The sequence below is a fragment of the Pseudomonas sp. CGJS7 genome (genome assembly GCF_036961695.1).
Map to the genome: position 1 here is coordinate 86,660 of NZ_JBAMDI010000006.1, position 22,301 is coordinate 108,960.

The 22,301-nt window shown below is 67.0% G+C and carries 20 protein-coding genes; 10 read left to right on the plus strand and 10 right to left on the minus strand.

The features are described from left to right. Window positions 1–194 precede the first annotated feature (194 nt). The 4 genes from V7787_RS06190 to V7787_RS06205 all read right to left on the minus strand — a co-directional run bounded on the left by V7787_RS06190 (window position 195) and on the right by V7787_RS06205 (window position 4,619). Window positions 195–1,331, minus strand: a complete 1,137-nt coding sequence (locus V7787_RS06190; RefSeq protein ID WP_336086562.1) for a GNAT family N-acetyltransferase — start codon at window positions 1,329–1,331, stop codon at window positions 195–197. Next, complete coding sequence (locus tag V7787_RS06195; protein ID WP_336086563.1) at window positions 1,328–2,275, minus strand: hypothetical protein; 948 nt, start codon at window positions 2,273–2,275, stop codon at window positions 1,328–1,330. Before V7787_RS06195 ends, V7787_RS06190 begins: the two co-directional genes overlap by 4 nt. Before the next feature lie 5 nt (window positions 2,276–2,280). Next, on the minus strand, window positions 2,281–3,726 hold the full coding sequence (locus tag V7787_RS06200) for a lipopolysaccharide biosynthesis protein (protein ID WP_336086565.1): 1,446 nt from the start codon (window positions 3,724–3,726) through the stop codon (window positions 2,281–2,283). Window positions 3,727–4,382: 656 nt separating this feature from the next. After that, window positions 4,383–4,619, minus strand: coding sequence for a hypothetical protein (locus tag V7787_RS06205; protein WP_336086567.1), 237 nt, complete (start codon window positions 4,617–4,619; stop codon window positions 4,383–4,385). A 14-nt stretch (window positions 4,620–4,633) separates the two neighbouring features. Between V7787_RS06205 and V7787_RS06210 the strand changes: the two genes are divergently transcribed. The 7 genes from V7787_RS06210 to V7787_RS06240 are packed head-to-tail and all read left to right on the plus strand — an operon-like array spanning window position 4,634 to window position 12,918. Continuing rightward, window positions 4,634–6,253 (plus strand): methyl-accepting chemotaxis protein, encoded by a 1,620-nt coding sequence (locus V7787_RS06210; RefSeq protein ID WP_336086569.1) that lies wholly within the window; start codon window positions 4,634–4,636, stop codon window positions 6,251–6,253. A 7-nt stretch (window positions 6,254–6,260) separates the two neighbouring features. Further along, entirely contained in the window at window positions 6,261–6,761 is a 501-nt protein-coding gene (locus V7787_RS06215; RefSeq protein ID WP_336086571.1) for a chemotaxis protein CheW, read from the plus strand. After that, window positions 6,758–8,026: a CheR family methyltransferase gene (locus tag V7787_RS06220; protein ID WP_336086573.1), complete on the plus strand. Its 1,269-nt coding sequence runs from the start codon at window positions 6,758–6,760 to the stop codon at window positions 8,024–8,026. Before V7787_RS06215 ends, V7787_RS06220 begins: the two co-directional genes overlap by 4 nt. Beyond that, window positions 8,023–8,628, plus strand: coding sequence for a chemotaxis protein CheW (locus V7787_RS06225; RefSeq protein WP_336086575.1), 606 nt, complete (start codon window positions 8,023–8,025; stop codon window positions 8,626–8,628). Before V7787_RS06220 ends, V7787_RS06225 begins: the two co-directional genes overlap by 4 nt. Beyond that, entirely contained in the window at window positions 8,625–10,880 is a 2,256-nt protein-coding gene (locus V7787_RS06230) for a hybrid sensor histidine kinase/response regulator (protein WP_336086577.1), read from the plus strand. The genes V7787_RS06225 and V7787_RS06230 overlap by 4 nt, the downstream gene beginning before the upstream one ends. Continuing rightward, a complete protein-coding gene (locus V7787_RS06235; RefSeq protein WP_336086579.1) occupies window positions 10,877–11,908 on the plus strand; it encodes a chemotaxis response regulator protein-glutamate methylesterase in 1,032 nt (343 codons plus the stop codon). The genes V7787_RS06230 and V7787_RS06235 overlap by 4 nt, the downstream gene beginning before the upstream one ends. Continuing rightward, a complete protein-coding gene (locus V7787_RS06240) occupies window positions 11,905–12,918 on the plus strand; it encodes a GGDEF domain-containing response regulator (RefSeq protein WP_336086581.1) in 1,014 nt (337 codons plus the stop codon). The genes V7787_RS06235 and V7787_RS06240 overlap by 4 nt, the downstream gene beginning before the upstream one ends. A gap of 85 nt (window positions 12,919–13,003) precedes the next feature. Here the strand turns inward: V7787_RS06240 and V7787_RS06245 are convergent, their stop codons facing one another. Then, the gene (locus tag V7787_RS06245) at window positions 13,004–14,524 is read right to left on the minus strand and encodes a discoidin domain-containing protein (RefSeq protein WP_336086584.1); all 1,521 of its coding nucleotides are present in this window, start codon (window positions 14,522–14,524) and stop codon (window positions 13,004–13,006) included. 618 nt (window positions 14,525–15,142) lie between these two features. Between V7787_RS06245 and V7787_RS06250 the strand changes: the two genes are divergently transcribed. After that, on the plus strand, window positions 15,143–15,724 hold the full coding sequence (locus tag V7787_RS06250) for a LysM peptidoglycan-binding domain-containing protein (RefSeq protein WP_336086585.1): 582 nt from the start codon (window positions 15,143–15,145) through the stop codon (window positions 15,722–15,724). Between the two features lie 89 nt (window positions 15,725–15,813). On the opposite strand, the gene V7787_RS06255 is transcribed toward V7787_RS06250, so the two are convergent. Further along, window positions 15,814–16,212, minus strand: a complete 399-nt coding sequence (locus V7787_RS06255; protein ID WP_336086587.1) for a RidA family protein — start codon at window positions 16,210–16,212, stop codon at window positions 15,814–15,816. 139 nt (window positions 16,213–16,351) lie between these two features. On the opposite strand from V7787_RS06255, the gene V7787_RS06260 reads away from it, so the two are divergent. Further along, entirely contained in the window at window positions 16,352–17,278 is a 927-nt protein-coding gene (locus V7787_RS06260) for a LysR family transcriptional regulator (protein ID WP_336086588.1), read from the plus strand. A gap of 33 nt (window positions 17,279–17,311) precedes the next feature. On the opposite strand, the gene V7787_RS06265 is transcribed toward V7787_RS06260, so the two are convergent. The 4 genes from V7787_RS06265 to V7787_RS06280 all read right to left on the minus strand — a co-directional run bounded on the left by V7787_RS06265 (window position 17,312) and on the right by V7787_RS06280 (window position 21,228). Then, the gene (locus V7787_RS06265) at window positions 17,312–18,274 is read right to left on the minus strand and encodes an MBL fold metallo-hydrolase (RefSeq protein ID WP_336086591.1); all 963 of its coding nucleotides are present in this window, start codon (window positions 18,272–18,274) and stop codon (window positions 17,312–17,314) included. A 119-nt stretch (window positions 18,275–18,393) separates the two neighbouring features. Further along, a complete protein-coding gene (locus V7787_RS06270) occupies window positions 18,394–18,768 on the minus strand; it encodes an NIPSNAP family protein (protein WP_336086593.1) in 375 nt (124 codons plus the stop codon). A 92-nt stretch (window positions 18,769–18,860) separates the two neighbouring features. Then, entirely contained in the window at window positions 18,861–20,708 is a 1,848-nt protein-coding gene (locus tag V7787_RS06275; protein ID WP_336086595.1) for an XVIPCD domain-containing protein, read from the minus strand. A 22-nt stretch (window positions 20,709–20,730) separates the two neighbouring features. Then, window positions 20,731–21,228, minus strand: a complete 498-nt coding sequence (locus V7787_RS06280) for a hypothetical protein (RefSeq protein WP_336086597.1) — start codon at window positions 21,226–21,228, stop codon at window positions 20,731–20,733. A gap of 330 nt (window positions 21,229–21,558) precedes the next feature. On the opposite strand from V7787_RS06280, the gene V7787_RS06285 reads away from it, so the two are divergent. Beyond that, window positions 21,559–22,209, plus strand: coding sequence for a hypothetical protein (locus V7787_RS06285; protein ID WP_336086599.1), 651 nt, complete (start codon window positions 21,559–21,561; stop codon window positions 22,207–22,209). The last annotated feature ends 92 nt before the right edge of the window (window positions 22,210–22,301 follow it).

The window sequence follows — 22,301 nt, forward strand, 5'->3', positions numbered from 1 at the left end:
TGCGTCACTCGATCCGATCGCGCCGCGCGCCCACTTACCCCGTCATTCGATCCGATCGCGCCGCGCGCCCACTTACCCCGTCATTCGATCAGATTGCGCCGCGCGCTCGATTACCCCGTCATTCCGGCGAAAGCCGGAACCCATTTTGACTTTGCTCTCATCCATGCGAGCAGCAAACTGCACCACCGCATCGCTCAACCCGACCGCAGCGCCTCCAACCGCCGCCGCAACCGCGGCCGCTCCGCCAACCAACGCTTCAACCCATACCGCAACGCCAGATACCGACTACGCGGCAACCCCTTCCACGACAGCGCAACCGTGGAATCGAACAACTTCAACTGATCCGGCATAAACCCGCGCTTGTAAGCGTAATCGCCGATAGTGAAATCGAACCGGCGCACGCCCTGCGCATGCAACGCCGCCATGGTCCGCTCGATCACCAGCCGCCCCGGCGAACAATTGCGCCATTCGCCGGCCGCATTGCCGATCCGGATCATCGCGTACTCGCCGCCGCGGCGCAGACCGAGCAAGGCGGCGACGACTTCTTCGCCGGCCATCAACGCGGTCAGCACCACCTCGCCGCCGGCCAGCCCTTCTTCGATCAAGCGCCGGTAGAACTCGCGATACCCGGGCTCATCGAGAATATAGGCCCAGCCCTTGCCCGAAATCGCTGCGCGCTGGTGGGTTTCCAGCGCGTCCATGACCCGCATCGCGGCGTCCACATCGACGATCTGTTCCAGCCGCGCATCCGGATGCCGGGTGAACACCCGCCACGAGCGTTCCAGTTCCTTGCGATGGGTCTTTTCGCGGCTGAAACGCCACGCCTCGAAATCCTCGCCGACGATGGCCGGATTGCCGAACAACGCGGATTCGCGCGTGCCGGGCAGATGACGCAAGGGATTGGCGCGTCCGTCCACCTGCTCGGGCATCTTCTCCACGCTCCACAGATCGGCGCGCGGCAAGGCCCGGCGCAGCGCCTTGAACATCGCCTGCACCGAGGCCGGATCGTCGGGGCAGTCGCCGGTCCACAACGGCGCGGCGTAGTCGCTCACGCCGCAATCGGCGAACGCGATCCGGACCAGACCGTCGCGGGTTTCGCGGATCAAGGGCAGGGCCATCAACAGCCGGCCGTCGTCGCGGCGGGCGATGCTGACCAACAACGCTTCGCGGCCGGCCTGCGCGCCGAGGGTGGCGTACCACGCATCCAGCCACTGCGCGCTCTGGAACAGACTCAAGGTCGAACCGGCGCCGCTCCATTCGCGCCAGCGCGCCAACGCCGCGGCGATGTCGCGTTCGACCGCGACGGTGTAAGCGCGATGATCGGCGCTCACATCCGCGGCCCGTCGCCGAGATCGACGATGCGTCCGGGCCGCTCGGGATCGAGACGGAAATCGATCGGCCGCGCCGCGCGGCGCAGCGAGTTCAGACCGCCGCCGCGGCGCCACAGCGATTGCAGCGCGGCCTTGGCGTAGAACGACGGCCCGGCCAACTGGCGCGAGCGCGGCGCATGGCCGAACCAGCGGCGCAGGATGCCGTTGGCCATGTTGATCATGTGGCTGCGGCGGATCTCCTGGGTCCAGTATTCCAGGGTCATCGAGATGTTGAGACTGTCGTGGTTCTCGATCCGATGCGGCGAATTCAACGGCCAGAACAGGCCTTGCCCGGGTTCCAGGTCGAACACCGCCGCTTCGCTGTCGAATTCGGGCCGATAGCCCAGGCCGACTTCCAACTGGCTCAGCGCGATGTTCTCCAGGCCTTCGGCGCTGAGGAACGGCAACCGCGGCGGATAGATGTAGATGCGCTTGCGGCCGTGCAGTTGCAGCAGGCCCTGGCCGGGCAGATCGGCGTGGTAATACACCTGCGCGCCGGGCGAGGACACCAGCACGCCGAGGCGATGGTCGTAGCTCGACATCGGCGCCGCCAGCGCGCCGGCTTCGGCGAACAGGCCGCCCAGCACCTCGCCCAGGAACGGATCGAACTCATGGCCGTCGCGCAGGTTCAGCCACAGCCGGCCTTGCTCGATCGCGTCGAGCACGCGCTCGCCGTCGAGCCCGCCGAACTCGCCCTCGCGCCAGACCCGTTTGCCGTTGGCGCCTTGTTCGCCCATGTGCACGATCGAGTACTTCTCGCGCGGGTAGCGCCCGATCAATCCGGCGATCGCGCTTTTGGACAGGCGCGGATCGGTGTGCAGGCGATGTTGGAACAACAGCGGCGCTTGCTGCCATTGTCCGGGCGACTGCGCGCTCAGCGAGCTGAAAGGGGCGGTGGAATCCATGGCGTTCACGAGGTAGTAGAAAGGGAGGCGCGCAGGCGGCCCCAATGGCCGCGATAACTCAAGGCCAGCGTGGCCGCGTACACCGCGCCGCCGAGCGCGACCGCGCCGAGCAGCGCGGCCCAGCCGGACAGCGGCGGCAACAACGACAACGCCGCCGCCATCGCGGCGGTGGCCAAGCCGATCCGCAGCAGATGGGCGTAGGGCATCGGCATGCCGAGCCGGCGCACGGCGATATAGAACGACAGCGCCGCGCCGATGCTCACCGCCGCGAACGCGCCCCAGGCCGCGCCGCTCAGGCCCAGCGTGCGCAGGCCGATCGCCGCGCCGGCCAGAAACAGCACGGTTTCCAGCACATCGATGGCCAGCGTCCAGCCGGTCTTTTGCGCTAGCAGAAACGGTTGGTTGGCGAAGTGGCTGCGCAGGTTCTTGATCAGCCCGGCCAGGGTGGCGATCGGCAGGATGCTCAGGGTCGTGGCCAGATACGGCGCCGATACCGCCAGTTTCGACAGCGGCGCCGCCAATAGAATCAAGCCGGCCGCGGTCGGCCACAGCACCGCGCACAGCAAGGCGCCGTTGAGCGCGAGTTGTTCGAGCGCGCGGTGTTTCTCGCCGTTGGCTTCCAGGCGCAGCGCGATCGGAAACGCCGCCGCGGTCACCAGCATCGCGGCGAACGCGCAGGCGCGCTGGCCCAGGGTCCAACCGACCGAAAACAGCCCGACCGCGGCGATGCCCAGGCCGTGCTCGACCACGAAGCGGATGCCGTTGCCCGGCACCCAGGCCAGCACCCCGCTGATCGCCAGCGGCAGGCCGTACACCGCGATCCTGCGCGCCAGCGCCGGGTCGGGGCGGGCGGGGCGCAAACGCAAACGCAGGCTGGGCACGGCGAACAACAGCGACAGCGTTTGCGCGATCGCATACGCGGTCAGCACCTGGGTCGGCCCGATTTGCGCCGGCCCCTTCGCCATCAGGCTGGCCCAGGTCCAACCGATGATCAGCCCGCCCAGCGGCCCGATGGTTTGCAGCGCGGTGTACACGCCGATCTTCTGCGCGACCTTGGCCCGTTCGGCCAGGTGGGTGCAGTACGAGCGGGTCAGGGCGAACACGAACAAGGTCAGCAGCACGCCCGGATCGGGCCAGTGGTGGCCGACATACGCCAGCAAGGCCAGCAGCGTCGCCGACTGCAGCACGGCATTGGCGAAGAACACCCAGGTCTCGATCGCGTCCATGCGTTCGCGCTCGGCGCGGTCGGCGCCGGGCAGAAAACGCAACAGGAAGTAGGACCAGAACGCCAGGAACAGCAGGTACACCGCTTCCTGCGTCGCCAGCGCCAGGGTGAACAGACCGAACTCCAGCGGGTCCAGCCAGTGCGTCCACAGCACGATCGCCGCCAACTGCGCGAGCGGGCCCAGCAGTTGCGCGGGCAGGTACAGAACGGTTTGGCGAATCAGCATGCCGGCTCCTTGGCGACGGCCGCCGCGACGCCGGCGAGGCCGGTCGTGCGGGCGGTGGCGGCGATGGGCCGGTGGGATGTCCTATGCGGCCGTTTCATTCATAAATCTGAAGAAATTTAAGTGATTAGCGTCACAATATTTCGCGTGGCGCATCCTCCCACGGCGGCCACGGCAGCGACAAGCATTGGCGCTAGAAAGCGCTGAAATCGCTTCAGATTCGAAGGAATTTCATGACATTTCCTTCACCTGGGCGCGCCGTCCGCAGGGTGTTTCGGCCGATCGCCCGGATCGCGCGTTCGCCGCGCCCGGCGTTTCACCGCGGGTTCACGCCGACGTTGGATACGGCGATGCGGCTGACGCAGGTTGGCTGATCGACGAATGGCGGGTGCGGCACAAACCCGCACCCAAAGCCGCGCCGAAGCATCGATGCCATGACATCGAAAGCATCATCGGATCTGCCCGCGAGCGGCATCGCCACAGGCCCGGAACCCGCGCCGCGTCGCGGCTGCCCGCGTTCGAACCGGATGCGCTGCGATGCGGCCCGGGGCCTGGGGCGGCCGAGCCCGATTCGCATCGCGGCAGTCCGACCGCTCGCGTGGCTCGATTGCGTTCACGGTCCGGGTGGCTGCCGGCCGCGTGCCTGATCGGACTAATAATCAGGCAACAACAACATTTACAGATACTTTGAAGGCATGTTTAACGTGTAAATTAACCCTGCGGCCGGTCTCGATCCGGTTGCCTGAAACCGACACCGCGGACACCGCTGTTTCGGCCGGGGCAGCCGCCGGGAAACGACAAACAGCAGTACCCGCTTCCGACAGCGTTCCGCGCCGCAATACCTCCGGCATCGGTGCGCGACGCGCACCGGTGTCTGGACAAAGACTTTCGTTCATCACCAGGACCGGTTATGCCCAACATCACGATCCGCCAGAGAATCATCCTCAGCTTCGCGGTCATCGTCGCGGTGATGCTGGTGATGGGCGGCATTTCCCTGCAACGCCTGCAAAAGATCCAGAACGAAGAAAACCAGTTGCGGCAGGCCTTCATTCCCGGTCTGCATATCTCCGGCAAGATCGAAACCGAGTGGCATGCCTATTACACCGCGCTCAACGGCCTGACCTCGTCCAAGCCGGAAAAGCGCGCCGACGCGGTGCTGCGTTTGAACGAGCGCCGGGTGGCGTTTCAGACTGCGATGAACCGTTATCGCCCGACCATCGTGGAAACGGTGGACCAGCGCAATTTCGACGCGCTGGATCAGCTGAGCACGAAGATGTTCGCGTTGCAGTCCGAACTGGCCGCCGCCGGCGATGTCGATTCGCTGTCGGTGCAGCCGATGCTGCAAGCGCGGGCCACGCCGATGTTCGCCAAGGCCGCCGATCTGGTGGAGTGGTTGATCGACTACAACTTCCGCCGCGCCACCGAATCGGGCAACCGCATCGACGGCGCGGTGCAGGACGCGCGGATCGGCATCGGCACCAGTTTCGGCGTGGCCTTGTTGATCGCCGGCCTGGCCGGGTTCTATCTGCTGCGCTCGGTCACCCAGCCGCTGGATCTGCTGACGCGCGCCTCGGAAGTGATGGCCAAGGGCGATTTCAGCCGCCGCCTGAGTTTCAACCGGCGCGATGAATTCGGCGCGGTCGCGCAAGGCTACGACCGCATGAGCAGCGATTTGTCCGAACTGGTCGGGCAGATCCAGACCTCGGGCATCCAGGTCAATTCCTCGATCAACGAAATCACCGCGACCTTGCGCGAACAGCAGGCCACCGCCGCGCAGATCGCCGCCACCACCACCGAAATCGGCGCGACCTCGCGCGAGATCGCCGCGACTTCGAAAGAACTGGCGCGGGCGATGGGCGATGTCGCCGGCAGCGCCGAGCAGACCGCCTCGCTCGCCGGCCACGGCCAGGAAGGCGTGGCGCAGATGGAAGAAACCATGGGCCGGATGATCGACGCCACCGCGGCGATCAGCGGCAAGCTGGCGGTGCTGGCCGAGAAGGCCAGCAACATCAGCCAGGTCGTCACCACCATCACCAAGGTCGCCGATCAGACCAATCTGCTCTCGCTCAACGCGGCGATCGAAGCGGAGAAGGCCGGCGAGTACGGCCGCGGCTTCTCGGTGGTGGCGGTGGAAATCCGCCGCCTGGCCGATCAGACCGCGGTGGCGACGCTGGACATCGAACAAATGGTGCGCGAGATCCAGTCGGCGGTGTCCGCCGGCGTGATGGGCATGGACAAGTTCTCCGAGGAAGTCCGCCGCGGCACCGGCGATGTGCAGCAAGTCGGCGGGCAGTTGTCGAAGGTGATCGACCACGTCCAGGCGATGGTGCCGCGCTTTGAAACCGTCAACGAAGGCGTGCAGGCGCAGGCCGCGGGCGCCGAGCAGATCAATCTGGCCCTGGTCCAGCTCAGCGAGGCCGCGCAACAGACCGTCGACGCGCTCAAGCAATCCAACCAGGCCATCGACGAATTGCATCAGGTCAGCGCCGGGCTGCGCGACGGCGTGTCCAAGTTCAAGCTGCAGGCCTGATCGATCCGTGGCCGAAGCATCGTCCGCTCGGGAGAACGACGCCGTGTTGTTTCTCGTCTTCCATCTGGACCGGGACCGCTACGCCATCGAGGCGGCGCGGGTGATCTCGGTGCTGCCGCTGGTGGAGACCAAGGCGATTCCGCGCGCGCCCGAAGCGGTGGCCGGCTTGTTCGATTACCGCGGCGAACTGCTGCCGCTGATCGATCTGTGCCGGATCGCGCTGGGCCGCGCCGCGCGGCCGGTGCTGAGCACGCGCATCATCGTCGCCGAATACCGCGACAGCGCGGGCCGGCCGCGCAAGCTCGGTCTGATCGGCGAGCAAGTGCTGCAGACCGTGCGTCTGGCCGAGGCCGACTTTCAGGAGTCGGGCGTGGACCACCCCGACACCGCCTATCTCGGGCCGGTCGCGGCCGATGCGCGCGGCGCGTTGCAGCGGGTGCGGATCGAGCATCTGCTGCCCGAGTCGCTGTACGAACTGCTGTTCCAGCCGAGGACGGCGGACGCATGAAGTTGAGCGGTTTCCAGCAATGGCTCAAGGACACGATGGGACTGGACGCGAGCACGATCGGTCCGACCATCGTCGAGCGTGCGGTGCAGCGGCGGATGGCCGCCTGCGGCCGCGCGGACCTGGGCCAGTATTGGCAACTGTTGCGCGACTCGGCGCTGGAGCAGCAGGAGCTGATCGAAGCGGTGGTGGTGCCGGAGACCTGGTTCTTCCGCGACAACCAGGCCTTCGCGGCCTTGGCGCGCAATTACGACCCGCTGTGGGCGGCGACCCGGCCGGCCCAGCGCCTGCGTCTGCTGAGCCTGCCGTGCTCGACCGGCGAAGAACCCTACACCATGGTGATGGCGCTGCAGGACGCGGGATTCCCGCTCGAACGCCTGGACGTGGAAGCCATCGACATCAGCGAGCGCGCCTTGAGCAAGGCGCGTCAGGGCCGTTACGGCAGCAATTCGTTCCGCGGCCGCGAACTGGAATTCCGCGAGCGCCATTTCGAGGCGACCGCCGAGGGTTGGCAGTTGCCCAAGTCGATCCGCTCGCGGGTCAATTTCAGTCAGGGCAATGTGCTCGACCTCGGCTTCCTGCCGGGCGAGTCGCTGTACGACGCGATCTTCTGCCGCAATCTGTTGATCTACTTCGACGCGCAGACCCAGTTGCGCACGGTCGAAGTGCTGCGGCGACTGTTGCGGCCCGACGGGTTGTTGTTCGTGGGGCCGTCGGAGGCGAGTCTGCTGCTGTCGCTGAATTTCGTATCGGCGCAGTTCCCGATGGCGTTCGCGTTCCGCAAGGCGCCGGCGCGGGCGGTCGATGCGCCGGCCGCGACGGCGTCGGTACGCGCCATCGCCGCGCCGACGCAGCCCCGCGCGGCCGCGCCGTTGCGTAAACCGATCGCGCCGCTGCGGCCGACGCCGGCGCGACCCGCGGCCGCCGCCGCGGCGAGCGTCGATGAGAGCCTGCTCGATCAGGCCCAGACCCTGGCCGACAACGGCCGCCTGGCCGAAGCCTTGGCCGCCTGCCGAAAGTATCTGCAAGCGCACGGACCGTCCGCGCGCGCCTTGTATCTGAGCGGGCTGATCGACAGCGCCAGCGGACGCGAGCGCGAGGCCGAACAGCATTTCCGCAAAGTCCTGTACCTGGAACCCTGCCACGAAGAGGCGTTGATGCATCTGGCGTTGTTGCTGGAAACCCGCGGCGACGCGGCCGGCGGGCGCGTGCTGCGCACCCGCGCCGAACGTTGCCGCGGCGCCGCCGCGGTAGGCCGGCGGCCATGAGCGAGGTGCCGATGAGCGGCGACAACAACGATGCCTCGCACAGCGCGGTCGCGCGCCTGCTCGGCCGCGCGCCCGACCGCGGCGAACTGCAGTCGGCGACCCGGCACGTAGCCACGCGCGAAGCCGACCTGCGCTCGCTGACCCATACCCTCTTCGTGTTCCGCCTGGGCAACGAGTGGCTGGGCTTGCCCGCGGCGGTCGCCGACGAAGTGATCGAACCGCGCGCCATCCACGGCCTGCCGCACCGCCGTGAAGGCGTGGTGCGCGGTCTGGTCAATGTGCGCGGCCAGCTCACCGTCTGCGTCGCGCTGGAGGCGCTGCTGCATCTGGAAGCCGCCGCCGAGCGCGTCGACCCGCGGCGGATGCTGCTGAGCAAACGGCTGGTGGTGTTGTCGGCGAACGGCCAGCGTCTGGCGTTCGAGTCCGATGAGGTGCACGGCTCGCACCGTTACGACCCGGCCGTGGTCGGCAATGTCCCGGCCACCGTGGCCTTGTCCGGCTCGCCGTTCAGCACCGGCGTATTGAGCATGGACGGCGGACGCAGCGTGGGCCTGCTCGATATCGAACTGATGATCGGCGCGATCAACCGGCGGCTGGGATGAGTACAGGCAATCTCCAGGATTACTCGCTGCACGACCTGTTCCGGATGGAAGTGGAAGGGCAGGCGCAGGTGCTGACCGAAGGGCTGTTGGTGCTGGAAAGCCAGCCCGACTCGGCGGCCGAGCTGGAATCGTGCATGCGTGCGGCGCATTCGGTGAAGGGCGCGGCGCGCATTCTGGGCTTGTCGGCGGCGGTGGCGATCGCCCATGTGATGGAGGATTGCCTGGTTGCCGCGCAGGAAAAACGGCTGCTGCTCGACCACGCCGCGATCGACGCCTTGCTGCGCGGCGTCGACATGCTCAGCCGGATCGCCGCCACCCCGCCGGAACAGGCCGGACAATGGATGCGCGACGACGCGCCGCAAGCGCTGGCGTACTGCAACTTGCTCGCCCAGGCGCTGGCGTCCGAGCCCGGCGCGGCGCCGGTCGCCGAAGCCTTGCCAGTATCGCCGCCGGCGCCCGTACGCAACGAAAGCCGCGAAACCCGCGCCGAGACGCAAGGCGACGGCGAAGAACGGGTGCTGCGGATCACCGCGCGCAGCCTCAACCGTTTGCTCGGCCTGGCCGGCGAATCGCTGGTCGCTTCGCGCTGGCTCGATCCCTACATCCGCTCGCTGGAACGGCTGAAGCGGATCCAGCACGGCGGCGCGCAAACCCTGGACAAGCTCGCCGATCTGGCCAGCGTCGCGCGCGATCCGCGCGCGGTCGCCTTGCTGATGGAGGCGCGCTCGCTGGCGGCCGAATCGCAACGGCTGCTGGCCGAACGCGTGGCCCAGCTGGATCTGTTCGAACGGCGCAGCGCCAGCGTCGCCCATCGCATGTACGAAGAAGCCTTGTCCAGCCACATGCGGCCGTTCGCCGACGGCACCCAGGGTTTCAAGCGCATGGTCCGCGATCTGGCGCGCGAGTTGGGCAAGCAGGCGCGCCTGGAAATCGTCGGCGCCAAGACCCAGGTCGACCGCGACGTGCTGGCCAAACTGGAAGCGCCGCTGAGCCATCTGCTGCGCAATGCGGTCGACCACGGCATCGAGTCGGAGGCGCAGCGCGAAGCCGCGGGCAAGCCCGCCGTCGGCACGATCCGGCTGGAAGCGCATCACGTCTCCGGCCTGCTGGAAATCACCGTCGAAGACGACGGCGCCGGCATCGACCTGGAACGCATCCGCGCGATCGTGCTGGCCCGGCGTCTGGCCGACGAAGACACCGCGGCGCGGCTGAGCGAAGCCGAGTTGCTGGAGTTCCTGTTCCTGCCCGGTTTCACCCTGCGCGAGGTGGTCACCGAAATTTCCGGGCGCGGCGTCGGCCTGGACGCGGTCCAGGACATGGTCAAGCAACTGCGCGGCAGCGTGCGGCTGTCGTCGTCGCCGGACCACGGCTCGCGTTTCCAATTGCAGTTGCCGCTCACCACCTCGGTGTTGCGCGGGCTGGTGGTCGACATCGGCGGCGAAGCCTATGCCTTCCCGATGACCCAGGTCGCCTGCACCGCGCTGGTGCCGCGCGAGGACATCCAATGGCTGGAAGGGCGCCAGCACTTCCGCTTGAACGGCCGCCGGATCGGGCTGGTGTCGGCGACCCAGGTGCTCGGCGGCAACGACACTCAGGCCACCGAGGATCGCTTGCACGTGGTGGTGGTCGGCGGCGGCGCCGATCCCGAGTACGGCCTGGCCGTGGACGGTTTCCGCGGCGCCAACGAACTGGTGGTGCAGCCGCTGCCGCCGCAACTGGGCAAGATCAAGGACATCAGCGCCGGCGCCTTGCTCGACGACGGCACGCCGGTGTTGATCGTCGACGTCGACGACCTGCTGCGTTCGGTCGAACGGCTGGTCTCGACCGGCCGCTTGGCGCAACTGCGTTACCAGGACCACGCCCAGGCCGCCGCGCGCAAACGCGTGCTGGTGGTCGACGATTCGCTGACCGTGCGCGAGCTGGAACGCAAGCTGATCGAGAGCGGCGGTTATCAGGTGGAAGTCGCGGTCGACGGCATGGACGGCTGGAACGCGGTGCGTTCCGGGCATTTCGATCTGGTGGTCACCGACATCGACATGCCGCGCATGGACGGCATCGAACTGGTCGGGCTGATCAAGAAAGACGCGCGTCTGCGCGATCTGCCGATCATGATCGTGTCCTACAAGGACCGCGAAGAAGACCGCCGCCGCGGTCTGGAAGCCGGCGCCGATTTCTATCTGACCAAGGGCGGGTTCCATGAAGAGGCGCTGTTGCAGGCGGTGGTCGACTTGATCGGCGAGGCCGCCGCATGAGGATCGCCATCGTCAACGATCTGGCGCTGGCGGTCGAAGCCTTGCGCCGGGTGATCGGCCAGCGCCGCGACCACAGCATCGCCTGGACCGCGGCCAACGGCGAAGAAGCGGTCAAGCGTTGCGCGCAGGATCCGCCGGACCTGGTGCTGATGGATTTGCTGATGCCCGGCATCGGCGGGGTAGAGGCCACGCGCCGGATCATGGCGGCCAGCCCGTGCCCGATCCTGATCGTGACCGCCAGCGTCGGCGGCAACGCGCCGCTGGTGTTCGAAGCCATGGGTTACGGCGCGATGGACGCCACCGACGTACCCGCGCTGGGCCTGGGCGAGGACGGCGGCGGCAACGGCGGCGGGCGCGAGCTGCTGGCCAAGATCGATCTGATCGCCCGGCTGATCGGCGACACCCCGGCGCAACGCGCGGTCAATCCGCAGCCGCGCCGCGGCAACGCGCGGCGGCTAGTCGCCATCGGCGCGTCGGCGGGCGGCCCGGCGGCGTTGTCGGAACTGCTGTCCGGACTGCCGGCGAATTTTCCCGCCGCGCTGGTGATCGTGCAGCACATCGACGAAAAATTCGCCCTGAGCATGGCCGACTGGCTCAACCGTTTTTCGGCCAACCCGGTGCGGGTGGCCGCCCAGGGCGAGCGCCCGACCGCCGGCACGGTGCTGTTGGCCGGCACCAACGAACATCTGGTGTTGGAGCCCGACGGCACGTTGGGCTACACCCGCGAACCGGTGGAGCAGCCGTACCGCCCATCGGTGGATGTGTTTTTCGAAAGCGCGAACCGCGCCTGGACCGGCGAGATCGTCGGCGTGCTGCTGACCGGAATGGGCCGCGACGGCGCCAAGGGGCTGGAGACGCTGCGCCGCAGCGGCCACCACACCATCGCCCAGGATCAGGCCAGCAGCGCCGTCTACGGCATGCCCAAGGCGGCGGTCGAACGCGGCGCCGCGGTCGATGTCCTACCGTTGAACCGTATCGCCGCGAAGCTGCGCGAGCTGTTTGCAGATCACAGGAGTGTCTCCCCATGAGTGTTCCCCCCGTGAACCGTCACCTCGGGTTGCCGAGCGAACATCGGTTCGTGGTGCTATTGGTCGACGATCAGCCTTTCATCGGCGAGGCCGTGCGTCGCGCCATCGCCAAAGAGCTGGACATCGACTTCCACTACTGCAGTTCGGCCAGCGACGCGATCGCCATGGCCGAGGCGCTGAAGCCGACGGTGATCATGCAGGACCTGGTGATGCCCGACGTCGACGGCATGACCCTGGTGCATCTGTACCGGGTGCATCCCTCATTGCGCAACGTGCCGATCGTGGTGCTGTCGAGCAAGGAAGACGCGGCGGTCAAGAGCCAGGCCTTCGCCACCGGCGCGGCCGACTATCTGGTCAAGCTGCCCGATCCGATCGAGCTGATCGCGCGCATCCGCCACCATTCGCAGTCTTACCTGTATCACGTCGAACGCGATCTGGCTTATCAGGCGCTGCGCGAGAGCCAGCAGAAGCTGTTGGAAATGAACGAGACCCTGCGCCGCCTCAGCGACGTGGACGGGCTGACCGGGCTCAACAACCGGCGTTACCTGGATCAATACCTGGATCAGGAATGGCGCCGCGCCGCGCGCGACCGCTCCGAGTTCTCGCTGTTGATGATCGATGTCGACAACTTCAAGGTCTACAACGATCTGTACGGTCACCTGGCCGGCGACGAAGCGCTCAAGGCGGTGGCCAGCGAAATCCAGCAGTGCGCGCAGCGCCCGGCCGACGTGGCCGCGCGCTACGGCGGCGAGGAGTTCTCGTTGGTGCTGCCGTCGACTTCGGCCGACGGCGCGGCGCGGGTGGCCGAGCAGATTTGCGCGCGGGTGTTCGAACTGGCGATTCCCAACGAAGGCGCGCCGACCCAGCGCATCACCGTCAGCGTCGGCGGCGCGACCAGTTCGCAACGCGATGTGGGTTCGTACGAAGCGCTGCTGCAGGCGGCGGATCGGGCTTTGTACGATGCCAAGCGTTCGGGCAAGAACCGGGCGTTGATTTCCGAAGTTGGCTGACTAACCAGCCGTCATTCCCGCGAACGCGGGAATGACGAACGGGAAGCGCCGGCCGCGACTCGCGCGACCGGCACGTTGCCCGCGATCAGTGTTCCAGCACGCTGATGCTGGTCACGTACTGCGAATCCACCGTCCACGGCGAGGGATTGCCCACGCCCAAGGTCACCTGGATGGTCTTGCCGGCGATGTTGCCCAGATCGAAGTAACGCATCGGCACCAGCGCGCCCGGGCACCAGCTGCGCGGATTGCTGCTGTTGTTGTTGCGGAAGATCCCCGGATTGCCGCGCGGGCTGAATTGCTCGTAGCTGGCGCAATCGATCTTGGTGCTGAAGTTGGCCAACTGCGCGCCGTTGACCTTCACCGAGATGTTGGTGTTGGTGTATTCCTGCCCACCCGACGCGGCGCCGTAACCGGCGATGCTGACCGCCAGCGTGCCGATGCCGAGATTGGCGCTGTGCGAAACCGCCGGCGTGGCGATGTTGTCGTCCTTTTCCGAGGAGCGCGACAGCACGCTGACCACGTCGGGATCGCCGCCGGCGGTCAAGGCCTTGGTCGACACCAGCGCCAGCGAATACTTGAAACCGACCTCGGCGATGGCCGGATCGGTGACGCCGTGGTTTTCGCAGGCGTCGTCGCCGTACTGCGGATTGGAGCCGCCGCTGATGCCCACCCAGATATCGCGGTCGGGATTGGCGAGCGCCGCGGCGTACGGGTCCATCGGCGCGTCGGGATACACCCGGGTCGCCTTGGCGCCTTGCCACATGTCGCTGAAGGGCGAAATGAAATCGGTGAAGGTCACCCGCGGCGTGTCCACCGTCGGCGCCACGCCCTTGGGCATGCTGATGTAGAACGCCGAGGCGAAGCGGTCGTAGGGATCGCACTGGGCGTGATAGGTGATGCGCAGGGCGACGTCGTCGCCGATCTTGGCTTTGTCCGCATCGCTGAGCTTGCGCGCGAACTCGGTCCCGCGCTTCCACATCAGCAAGCCCGTCGGCGGCGTGTACGTGGTCGGCTCGGTGCTGCGGTAGATGCCGAATTGCGGCACCTGGTCGAGCACCTGCACCAGTTTTTCCGCGGCCGGCGGGGTGTCGTGGACTTCGAACTCGTAGATCCGCGCGGCGCTGTCGCTGCCCTGGGTCGGGGTGGTGATGTTGAGCCGCACATAACGCGCGGTGGCCGCGGCGATAGGGTGGGTGGTGGTGTTGGCGGTGTTGTTGCTGACCGTGACCGGCGTGGTCCAGCTCGAACCGTTGGCCGAGATCTGGATGTTGAAGTTCTTGCTGTTGAACGCAGCCGGCTCGCCGCCGCTGCCGGCGTGCTTGACGGTGAAGCTGGAGATCGACTTGCTCGCGCCCAGATCGACCTGCAACCACTTGCTGCTGGCGCTGGAGCAGAACTTGTCGCTGTTGCCGCCGCCGACGCTGCCGTTGAACGCCTTGGCCGGGCCTTCGTTGGCGTTGCACGCCGCCGAGCCGGTGGCGGCCTTGTTCAAGGCCAGATTGGCCGCCGGCGCGGTGCCGGCCAGGCCCAGGCAGGTGAGCACGCTGGCCGCTTGCAGCCATCGGATTCGGCGGGCGCGAGAACTCGCATGATGGGTCGATTGCATGGGAGGTCCTTTTCTTCTTGACGGAGGTGTGGAGCGTCCAATCGGCGCGATCGTCGCGATGACGAACGCGGTCGATCCGCGGGCGACGCCCGGAAACGGAACCTTTGCGTCAAGCCGGGTTTAGATCGATCCAATCCGAAGAGTAGGCCCGCGCTGGGCGAGATTCGCGCTGCACAGAACGGCTTGGATCGGAAAATGCGTGCGCACGTTCGCAAATCGCGAAGCCGGCCGAAGAGCGGGACCGTCCCGAAGCAGGCCGCACCGCGGCGCGAGCGATTCGCCAGGCATTGCCATCATTGAAGGGCGCCGGCGATTTGATGCGGTTAGACGCGATTGCCTATGCACTTGCCGCGCTTTCGCCGTTTCTTCGATTCGCGACCGCGTTATGGCGCATGGATGCGCGGAGGATGGCGCACACGCCGGAACGCACGCAGGCGCCGCGATCCGGCGGGCTTGGATTGTTTCGACAAGACACCGCCGCCGACGACATCCGCAAACGCCCGGGACGAACGTCGTCCGTCCCTGGCCCGAGCGGCGATGTGGCTGCACCTTGGCTTGAGCCGTAGCTGGATCGCACTACCGACCGCAGTCTTTTCCCCCACCAATTCGAGACGACTTATGACTACTTTGAATGGCCCGTCCTACGCAGGTCCGTCGCTGGGCGCCTTGGTCAACACCAAGGCGGAAATCGAAACCGCGCAGGTCGCCACGCCCACGGGCATGAAGCCGGTGGTGGTCGAACCCGGCGACAACCTCAGTCGGATCGCCGCAGAGAACGGCATGACCTTGCCGCAGTTGTTGGCGGTCAATCCGCAATTCAGTATGGATCCGGCCGGCCATCCGAACACCCGCAGCGCCGATCTGATCTATCCGGGCGAAGTGATCTTCGTGTCCGGCGACAAGGCCAAGGCGACCGATGCGGCGGCCGAAAAATACGATGCCACGCTCGAACAAGGCCATGCGCCCGAGTCGGCGCCGGCCACCTCGGCCAAGGCCGAGTTCACCAACACGGTGAAGGCCGAGATCGATGCCGGCATCGTGCTGCCGCCCAATAGCAACCGCGAGGGCCATTCCAAGCAAGCGCTGGCGGTCGGGGAGAAGATCGCCCAGCGCTATGAAGCGCAAGGCGAGCCGGAACTGGCCAAGGCCGCACGCGAAGCGGCGCAGGCACGGGCCAAGGAAATCAGCGACACGGACTGATCGCGGCCGCGCTGGCACCGCTCAAGCGGCGCGTCGGTACAGACGCGCCGCTTTCGTGTGGGCTACGCCGGTTCGGCGAAGCTCCGGGCTCAAACGCCGTCCGGCAATTTCGCGATCACCTTTATCTCGAACTGAAAGCCGTACAGCCAGGTCACGCCGATACCGGTCAGGGTCGGGTGCGGCGCCTGGCCCCAGTATTCCGGAACCACTTTCCACACGGTCTCGAAGTTAGCTTCGGGATCGACGACGAAGACCGTCGCGTCGATCACATCGTCGAACGTGCAACCGGCCGCCTTCAGGATGGCGTTCAAGTTCTCGAACGCCAGCCGGACTTGCGCGGTCAGATCCGGTTCGGGCGAGCCGTCCTCGCGGCTGCCGACCTGGCCGGACACGAACAAAAAACCGTTCGAGCGGATCGCGGGCGAGTAACGGTTGCGCTCATACAGCGCATGGCGCCCGGGCGGGAAAACGACGTCGCGCTGGGTCATGGAAACCTCCTGGATAAGCTGAAAAAGGCCGGTAATCGGCGATGAAGCCACTCTAGGCCGGCGCGGCATGCGGATAAACGCGCCCAGCCGGGGATCACTGTTTGTAGAATCCAAACAATCCCAAACGCCCGGAGCGCCGATGGACCGTATCGATGCGATGCAGGCGTTCGCCCGCGTGGTGGAGACCGGCAGTTTCACCAAGGCCGCCGACACCCTGCAGATGAGCAAGACCAGCGTCACCCAACTGGTGCAGCAGTTGGAGGGGCGGCTGCGGGTCAAGCTGCTCAACCGCACCACCCGCAAGGTCAATGTCACCGCCGACGGCGCGGCGTATTACGAGCGGGTGGTGCGCTTGCTGGCCGATCTGGAGGACGCCGAAACCGGTTTGTCGAATGCTTCGACATCGCCGCGCGGCAGGTTGCGGGTGGATGTGCCGAGCCCGTTGGCGCGGATGATTCTGGTGCCGGCGTTGCCGACGTTCCATGCGCAATACCCCGACATCCAACTCGATCTGGGCGTGAGCGACCGCCGGGTCGATCTGATCGGCGAGAACGTGGACTGCGTCGTGCGCGGCGGCGAAATCGCCGATCAATCGCTGGTGGCGCGCCGCATCGGCGATCTACGACTCGGGGTGTACGCGGCGCCGGCGTACTTGCAGCGCGCCGGCACGCCCGCGCATCCGCGCGAACTGGACGACGGCCATCACCGCATCGTCGGTTTCCGTTGGGGACGCGCCGGCAAGGTGTATCCGTATGCGATGCGGCGGGGTGCGGAAGAGATTCAGGCGCAAGGTCGCTATGCGCTAGCGGTCGACGACGGCAACGCGTATCTGGCCGCCGGTCTGGCCGGGATGGGCGTGTTGTGGCTGCCGGACTACATGGCCAAGGCGCATGTGGCGCAAGCCGAGCTGGTGCGCCTGTTTCAGGACTGGCGCTTGCAGCCGATGCCGCTGTATCTGGCGTTTCCGCCGAACCGCCATGTCAGCAGGAAACTGCGGGTGTTCATCGACTGGGTGGTCGAGTTGATGGCGCAACACGCGCCGGTCGAGGACCGGCGCGATGGATGATCGAGCCGCGGCGCTCGCGCGCCACGGCGTGGATCAGCGTTCGGCTTCCCAAACGAAGCTGTCGCCCTGTGCCTTGACCCGCCCCAGGCCGGGGAAGGGGAAGTGCACGGCGTAAACGCGCAGGTTGCCGTCGGCGGCGCGTTGCAGCAGCGCACGCCGGTGGGTCTGGGCCAGCGGCGCGTTCTGGTCGTACTGCACGGTCCATTCCGGACGCTGCACCGAAATCACGAAGTGGTGCGCGGTGTCGCCGATGTAGAGCAGGCGCTCGTCGCCGGACGCGATCTCATACGCGCTGTGCCCCGGCGTGTGGCCGTCGACGGCCACCGCGGTGACCACGCCGGGAACGATCGCGGCGCCGGGCTGGAAAGTTTCCACCTTCGGCGTAATCGCGGCGACCAGCTTGGCGGCATCGGCATCGGCCTTCAGCGATTCCCACTCCGGCGCCGAGAGGTGAACGACCGCGTTGGGAAACGCCAGCGCGCCGTCGCGGGTCAACAGGCCGCCGACATGGTCCTGGTGCTGATGGGAAATGAAGATGTCGGTGATCTGAGCCGGTTCCAGCCCGGCCGCACGCAAGGACGCGGGCAGGCGTCCGGCGTGGGCGAAGGAGGCATCGGCGGCGCCGGTGTCGAACAGCAGGTTGCGGGTGCCGCTGCGCACCAGCAGCGGCTGGATGCTCAGATGCAGCGCGTCGGTCGGTTGTCCGGCGGCCGACAGCAGCGCGTTGATCTGATCCAGCGGCTGGCCGATGGCGAAGGTCTTGGCGTCGTTGACGACGTCGATGTCGCCGTCTTTCAGCGCCGCCGCTTCGAGCGCGCCGATGCGGAAGCGCCGCACGTCGGGGCTTTCGTTTTGCGCGGCCGGCGCCGGTGCGGCGGCGGGTGCCGCTGCGGTCGCGGCGGGCGCGGCCGGTTCGGGCTTGGCGCAGGCCGCGAGCAGCGCGACGGTCAGGGCCGTGGCGGCCAAACGTCCGCGGGAGAAGTGGATGTAAGTCACAGGACGCTCTCAAGTCGTGAGTAATGACGCGTCGGCGCTCGCCGACGACCGATGCCGCAGCCCGGCGAGCTTATAGCCGCTGCCGATGGCCAACAAGGCGATGCGGCCGCCGCAGTGAATCACGCCGGAAAGCGTATTTCCGCGCCGTTGCTGGAACGCAGATTTTCGACCGCGTCGGCCGACAACCACAGCAAGGTGTTCAAGTAATCCTCCAGGCAATCGATCAAAGCTTGCCGAGGTCCGAGGCGCCAGGCGTCGGAGCCGTAGAACGCGTCCTGTTGCGCGATCAACTGTGCGCGGTCGGCGTAGGCCCGGATCAGATGGAAACTTTCGTGCTCGTGATCGGAGCGGCCGAAGGCCACCACGTCCATGCCGCTGGCGCGGACCATCGGCAAGGCGTCGGCCATGGCGGCGACGAAACGCGGGCCGGAACCCGGTTTGACCCGGTAGGTGCGGATCTCGATCAGTTTCGGTGGCGGCGTTGCCTGGTCCATCGTCTGGCCTCAATCGAAAACGCGGTGGCGCAGACGATTGTCGCCGCTGGCGGGGGTTTGGCAAGCCGAGCGGGCGGTGGGAAGGCCCGCGCTCAGTGCCCGGACGGCGCGCGTCCGCCGGGCTGTTGCGACGGCGCGGCTTGCGTCCGGCCCGGATCGGTCGGCGCGGCCGCGGACAATTCCGCCAACGATTGTTGCAGCGGCCTGGCGCCGGCCGCGTGCAGGTCGACATGGGCCTGGCGGTTGCCGGGATCGTCGGGCCTGAGGCCCTGGATCGCGAACACATTGTCGTTGCGCGGCGACGCGACGACGTGGTCGATGCGCTCCATGCCGGCGTTGCGCGCCTGGCAGGCCAATCCACCGGCGAGGCGTTGCAAGGTCTCCGGCGCGCAGCCGTTGATCCTGGGGTCGGGGTGCGCTTGCAGCGCGTTCCAGGCTTGCTGATACAGCGGATGCGCCTTGGACGGCGCGGCGGGTTCGGGTGTTGCGGTTCCGCCGAGGTTCGGCGCCGACTGCTGCGGACGCATAACGGTGGCATGCGGCGGAGCCGATTGCTGCGGCAACACGGTGTCGGGATGGTTGCGCGGCGACTTCGGATTGCCCGGGTTGGGCTCCGGTTCGTCGTCGTCGCGCCCGCGCTTGCCGAGCACGCTGGTGCTGGTGTCGATGTCGTCGCCCGGGGGCAGAGCGACGTGTTCGGACTCGTGCTGCTTGAGCCACTCGGCGAACCAATCGCTCGGCTCTTCCGATCGCGGGCTGGGCGGCGCGGCGGAGGTCGAAGCGGGCGGGGAATTGAGCGGATTCGGCGCGTCGTCGTCGAACAGCGGATGGTCGTCGAAGTCCAGTCCGAACGCGGTGCCGAAATCCAAGCCCGGATCGTCGTTGCCGGCGAGTGGATCGTGGTGGGCAGACCCATCGGGTAGCTGTTGCAGCCCGAACTCCAGTTCCAGTCCCAGATCCAGCTCCGGGAACGCGGAGATCGGCGGCGAAGTCGGCGGTATCGCCCACACGGCATCGGCCGTATCGGGCATCGTCAAGCCCGGCGGCGGTGTGGGCACGTCGATGAACGACGGCGCATCGGCCGGACCCAGGTCGGCGCCGCTGGCGCGCAGCGTCGTTTCGTTGAGCTGCAATCGGGACAGATCGAGCTGCACCGCCTCCGGGCTGCCGTGACGGATTTCGGCGATGGCCGCGGCGGCGTAGTAGTGCCGGTAGTCGCAGGCGCCGGTCGGGCCCAGTCCGGACAGATGCGGCGGCACGTCGAAATAGTTCGTCGCGACCGCATCGATGGCGGTCTGATCGACCGGCATGCTCAAGTCGGCGTTCAACACCGCCTGGATCTCCGGCTTGAACTCGTAATGCACGTTGTCGGAGGCGGGCTGGACGTAATACGCCATCCGGCCGGGCGCGGATCGGTACAGATCGTCCGCGGTGAGCGGTCGATCGCCGATGTTTTCCCTGACGATATCCAGATGCGCGTTCCAGCCGGCGATTTCCGCGTGCGCCTCGTCTTCGCGCATCGTCTGAACGTAGGCCTGGACCGTGTCGGTGCAGTCGTACGCGCCTGCGGATGCGAGCAGGTTGGCGAAACCGATGTCGATGTCGATACGTTGACGGACTTCGGCGTAGCGCTGGCAGTGCCGAAGTTCGTGGCCGACGGTCGAAGCCGCCGCTGCGCCTTCGTTGTGCGGCCGCTGCAGGTTCGCGCCGCACAGCGATATCACCCCGGTCGTACCGAGGTAGCCGCCGGCCAAGGTCGATGTCGGCGGCAGCAACTGGATCGAGATCAGGCCGTGGTTGGCTACGGCATCGCGCAGTTGGGCCAACAGCTGCGGCGAGTCGGCGAATACCTGTTTGAGGTTGGCGTACTCGACCGTGTCGGCGCCGATGCCGTTGACCCGGTCGAGCAGTGCGGTGTCGGCGTCGCTCAGCGCGGGCATGGCGATTGGTGCCCCAGTCCGCTCAGCGTGCGACCAACAGGCGGATGCACTGACGCTCGGGATTGGCGGCGCTTTCGCCGCGCGCGTAGATCTCCACGGTCAAGGCATCGCGGCGGAAGCGGTGGTGATCGACGCGGCCGTGTTCGGCGCGCACCGTGTCGCGCTGGAATCCGGCTTCGAGCAAGCGGCTCGATGCCGCTTCCAGATCGATCGCGGCGATCTCGCGCATCGACGGATCGTTGCCCGCGCTGGGGCGGAAATCGAGTTCCAGACGCGGCGCCGGCCGCGAACGGTCCAGCAGCAGGCCGTAACGCCACGCCGGCGTCAGCGCATCGCCATGCCAGTACAGTCCGGGACTCTCGCCCAGCGGCGAGAGTTCCACGCCCAGCGCCGCGCGCAGCGTCTCGGGCGCGAACCGGTCCGGCGCTTCGGCGGCTGCCAGCCAATGCAGCACGCCCAGTTCGAGCCGGGTCGCCAGCTCGCTGGGAGGTTGTTCGGTGTGGTTCTGAGGTTCGTCCATTGTCGCGGGGCGTGCTCGATCGTTCGGCGTTCAAGTGAAAACACGCGCATCGATGCCGCGACCGGACGCGTTTTTCGCCCGCAAACGTGTTGCGAATCACAATTGCGCGGGGCGAAAGCGCGAATGCGATTCGGCGTTCATCGTCATAAACCATCGCACGCAGCGAGCGGGCACACCGCGCTTTCCACGCATCCGCGTGCGGCCGCGAAAGCCGCATCGTTTCCGCACTGGAATGGATCGTTCGTCCGTGCGTTCGTTGACCTAAACATTACTTAAGGTTCTAGCTTATAGGCACACGCAACGCATCGCCCTTCTTACCGGAGCACCGCCATGACCGTTCAATACCCGAGTGTCGACCACGAGCCCGTTTTCGAGCAGGCCTGGAACGACCCCAGCAATACCCGCTTCGAAATCCCGCCGGTCGACGTGAACCGGATCCTGGCCGAGCGCTACGACCTGGAACGCCCGCTGCGCCTTACCCGCAGCCAGCTGTGGGAGATGGAAGCGCGCAAAGCCCGACGCCCGGATCTGTACATTCCCTACGTGGTCGAGCAGGGCAGTGCGGCGGTGTGGGCCGATTCGCCCGAAAGCGCCCAGGTCGAGCGCTTCGTGCGCAAATCGCGGCAGCGCTTGTGGCTGCAGCCGGATCGTTACGAGTTGATCCTGGAACAGACCCGGGTCGATCACGCCCGGCAGCGGGTGACCTTCATCGGCGCGTCCGAGTATCCCGGCGCCGACGGCACGGTGCTCAAGGCCGGCGACAGCCAGCCGATCTTCCACGTGATCCACGCGGTCGCCGGCCGCCAGGAGCAGCCGCTGAACCTGTGGTCGGTGGTGTTCCTGACCCCGGAACAGGACAGCCGTTTGCTCGCGCCGTTCGTGCGCATGGCCCACGACGGTTGGTTGCCGGGCTATGTCGAGATCTATATCCGCGACGATCTCAAGGTCGGCATTTCGCGCCGCCCAGGCGTCGGTGGCTGAAAGGCGGATTCGGCGGCGAAGACCGCCGCGGTTTCGCGGCGATCCGGGCCTGGCCGGTCGGCTTGCGGTCTGTCGGAGGCATCGTCCGGCCC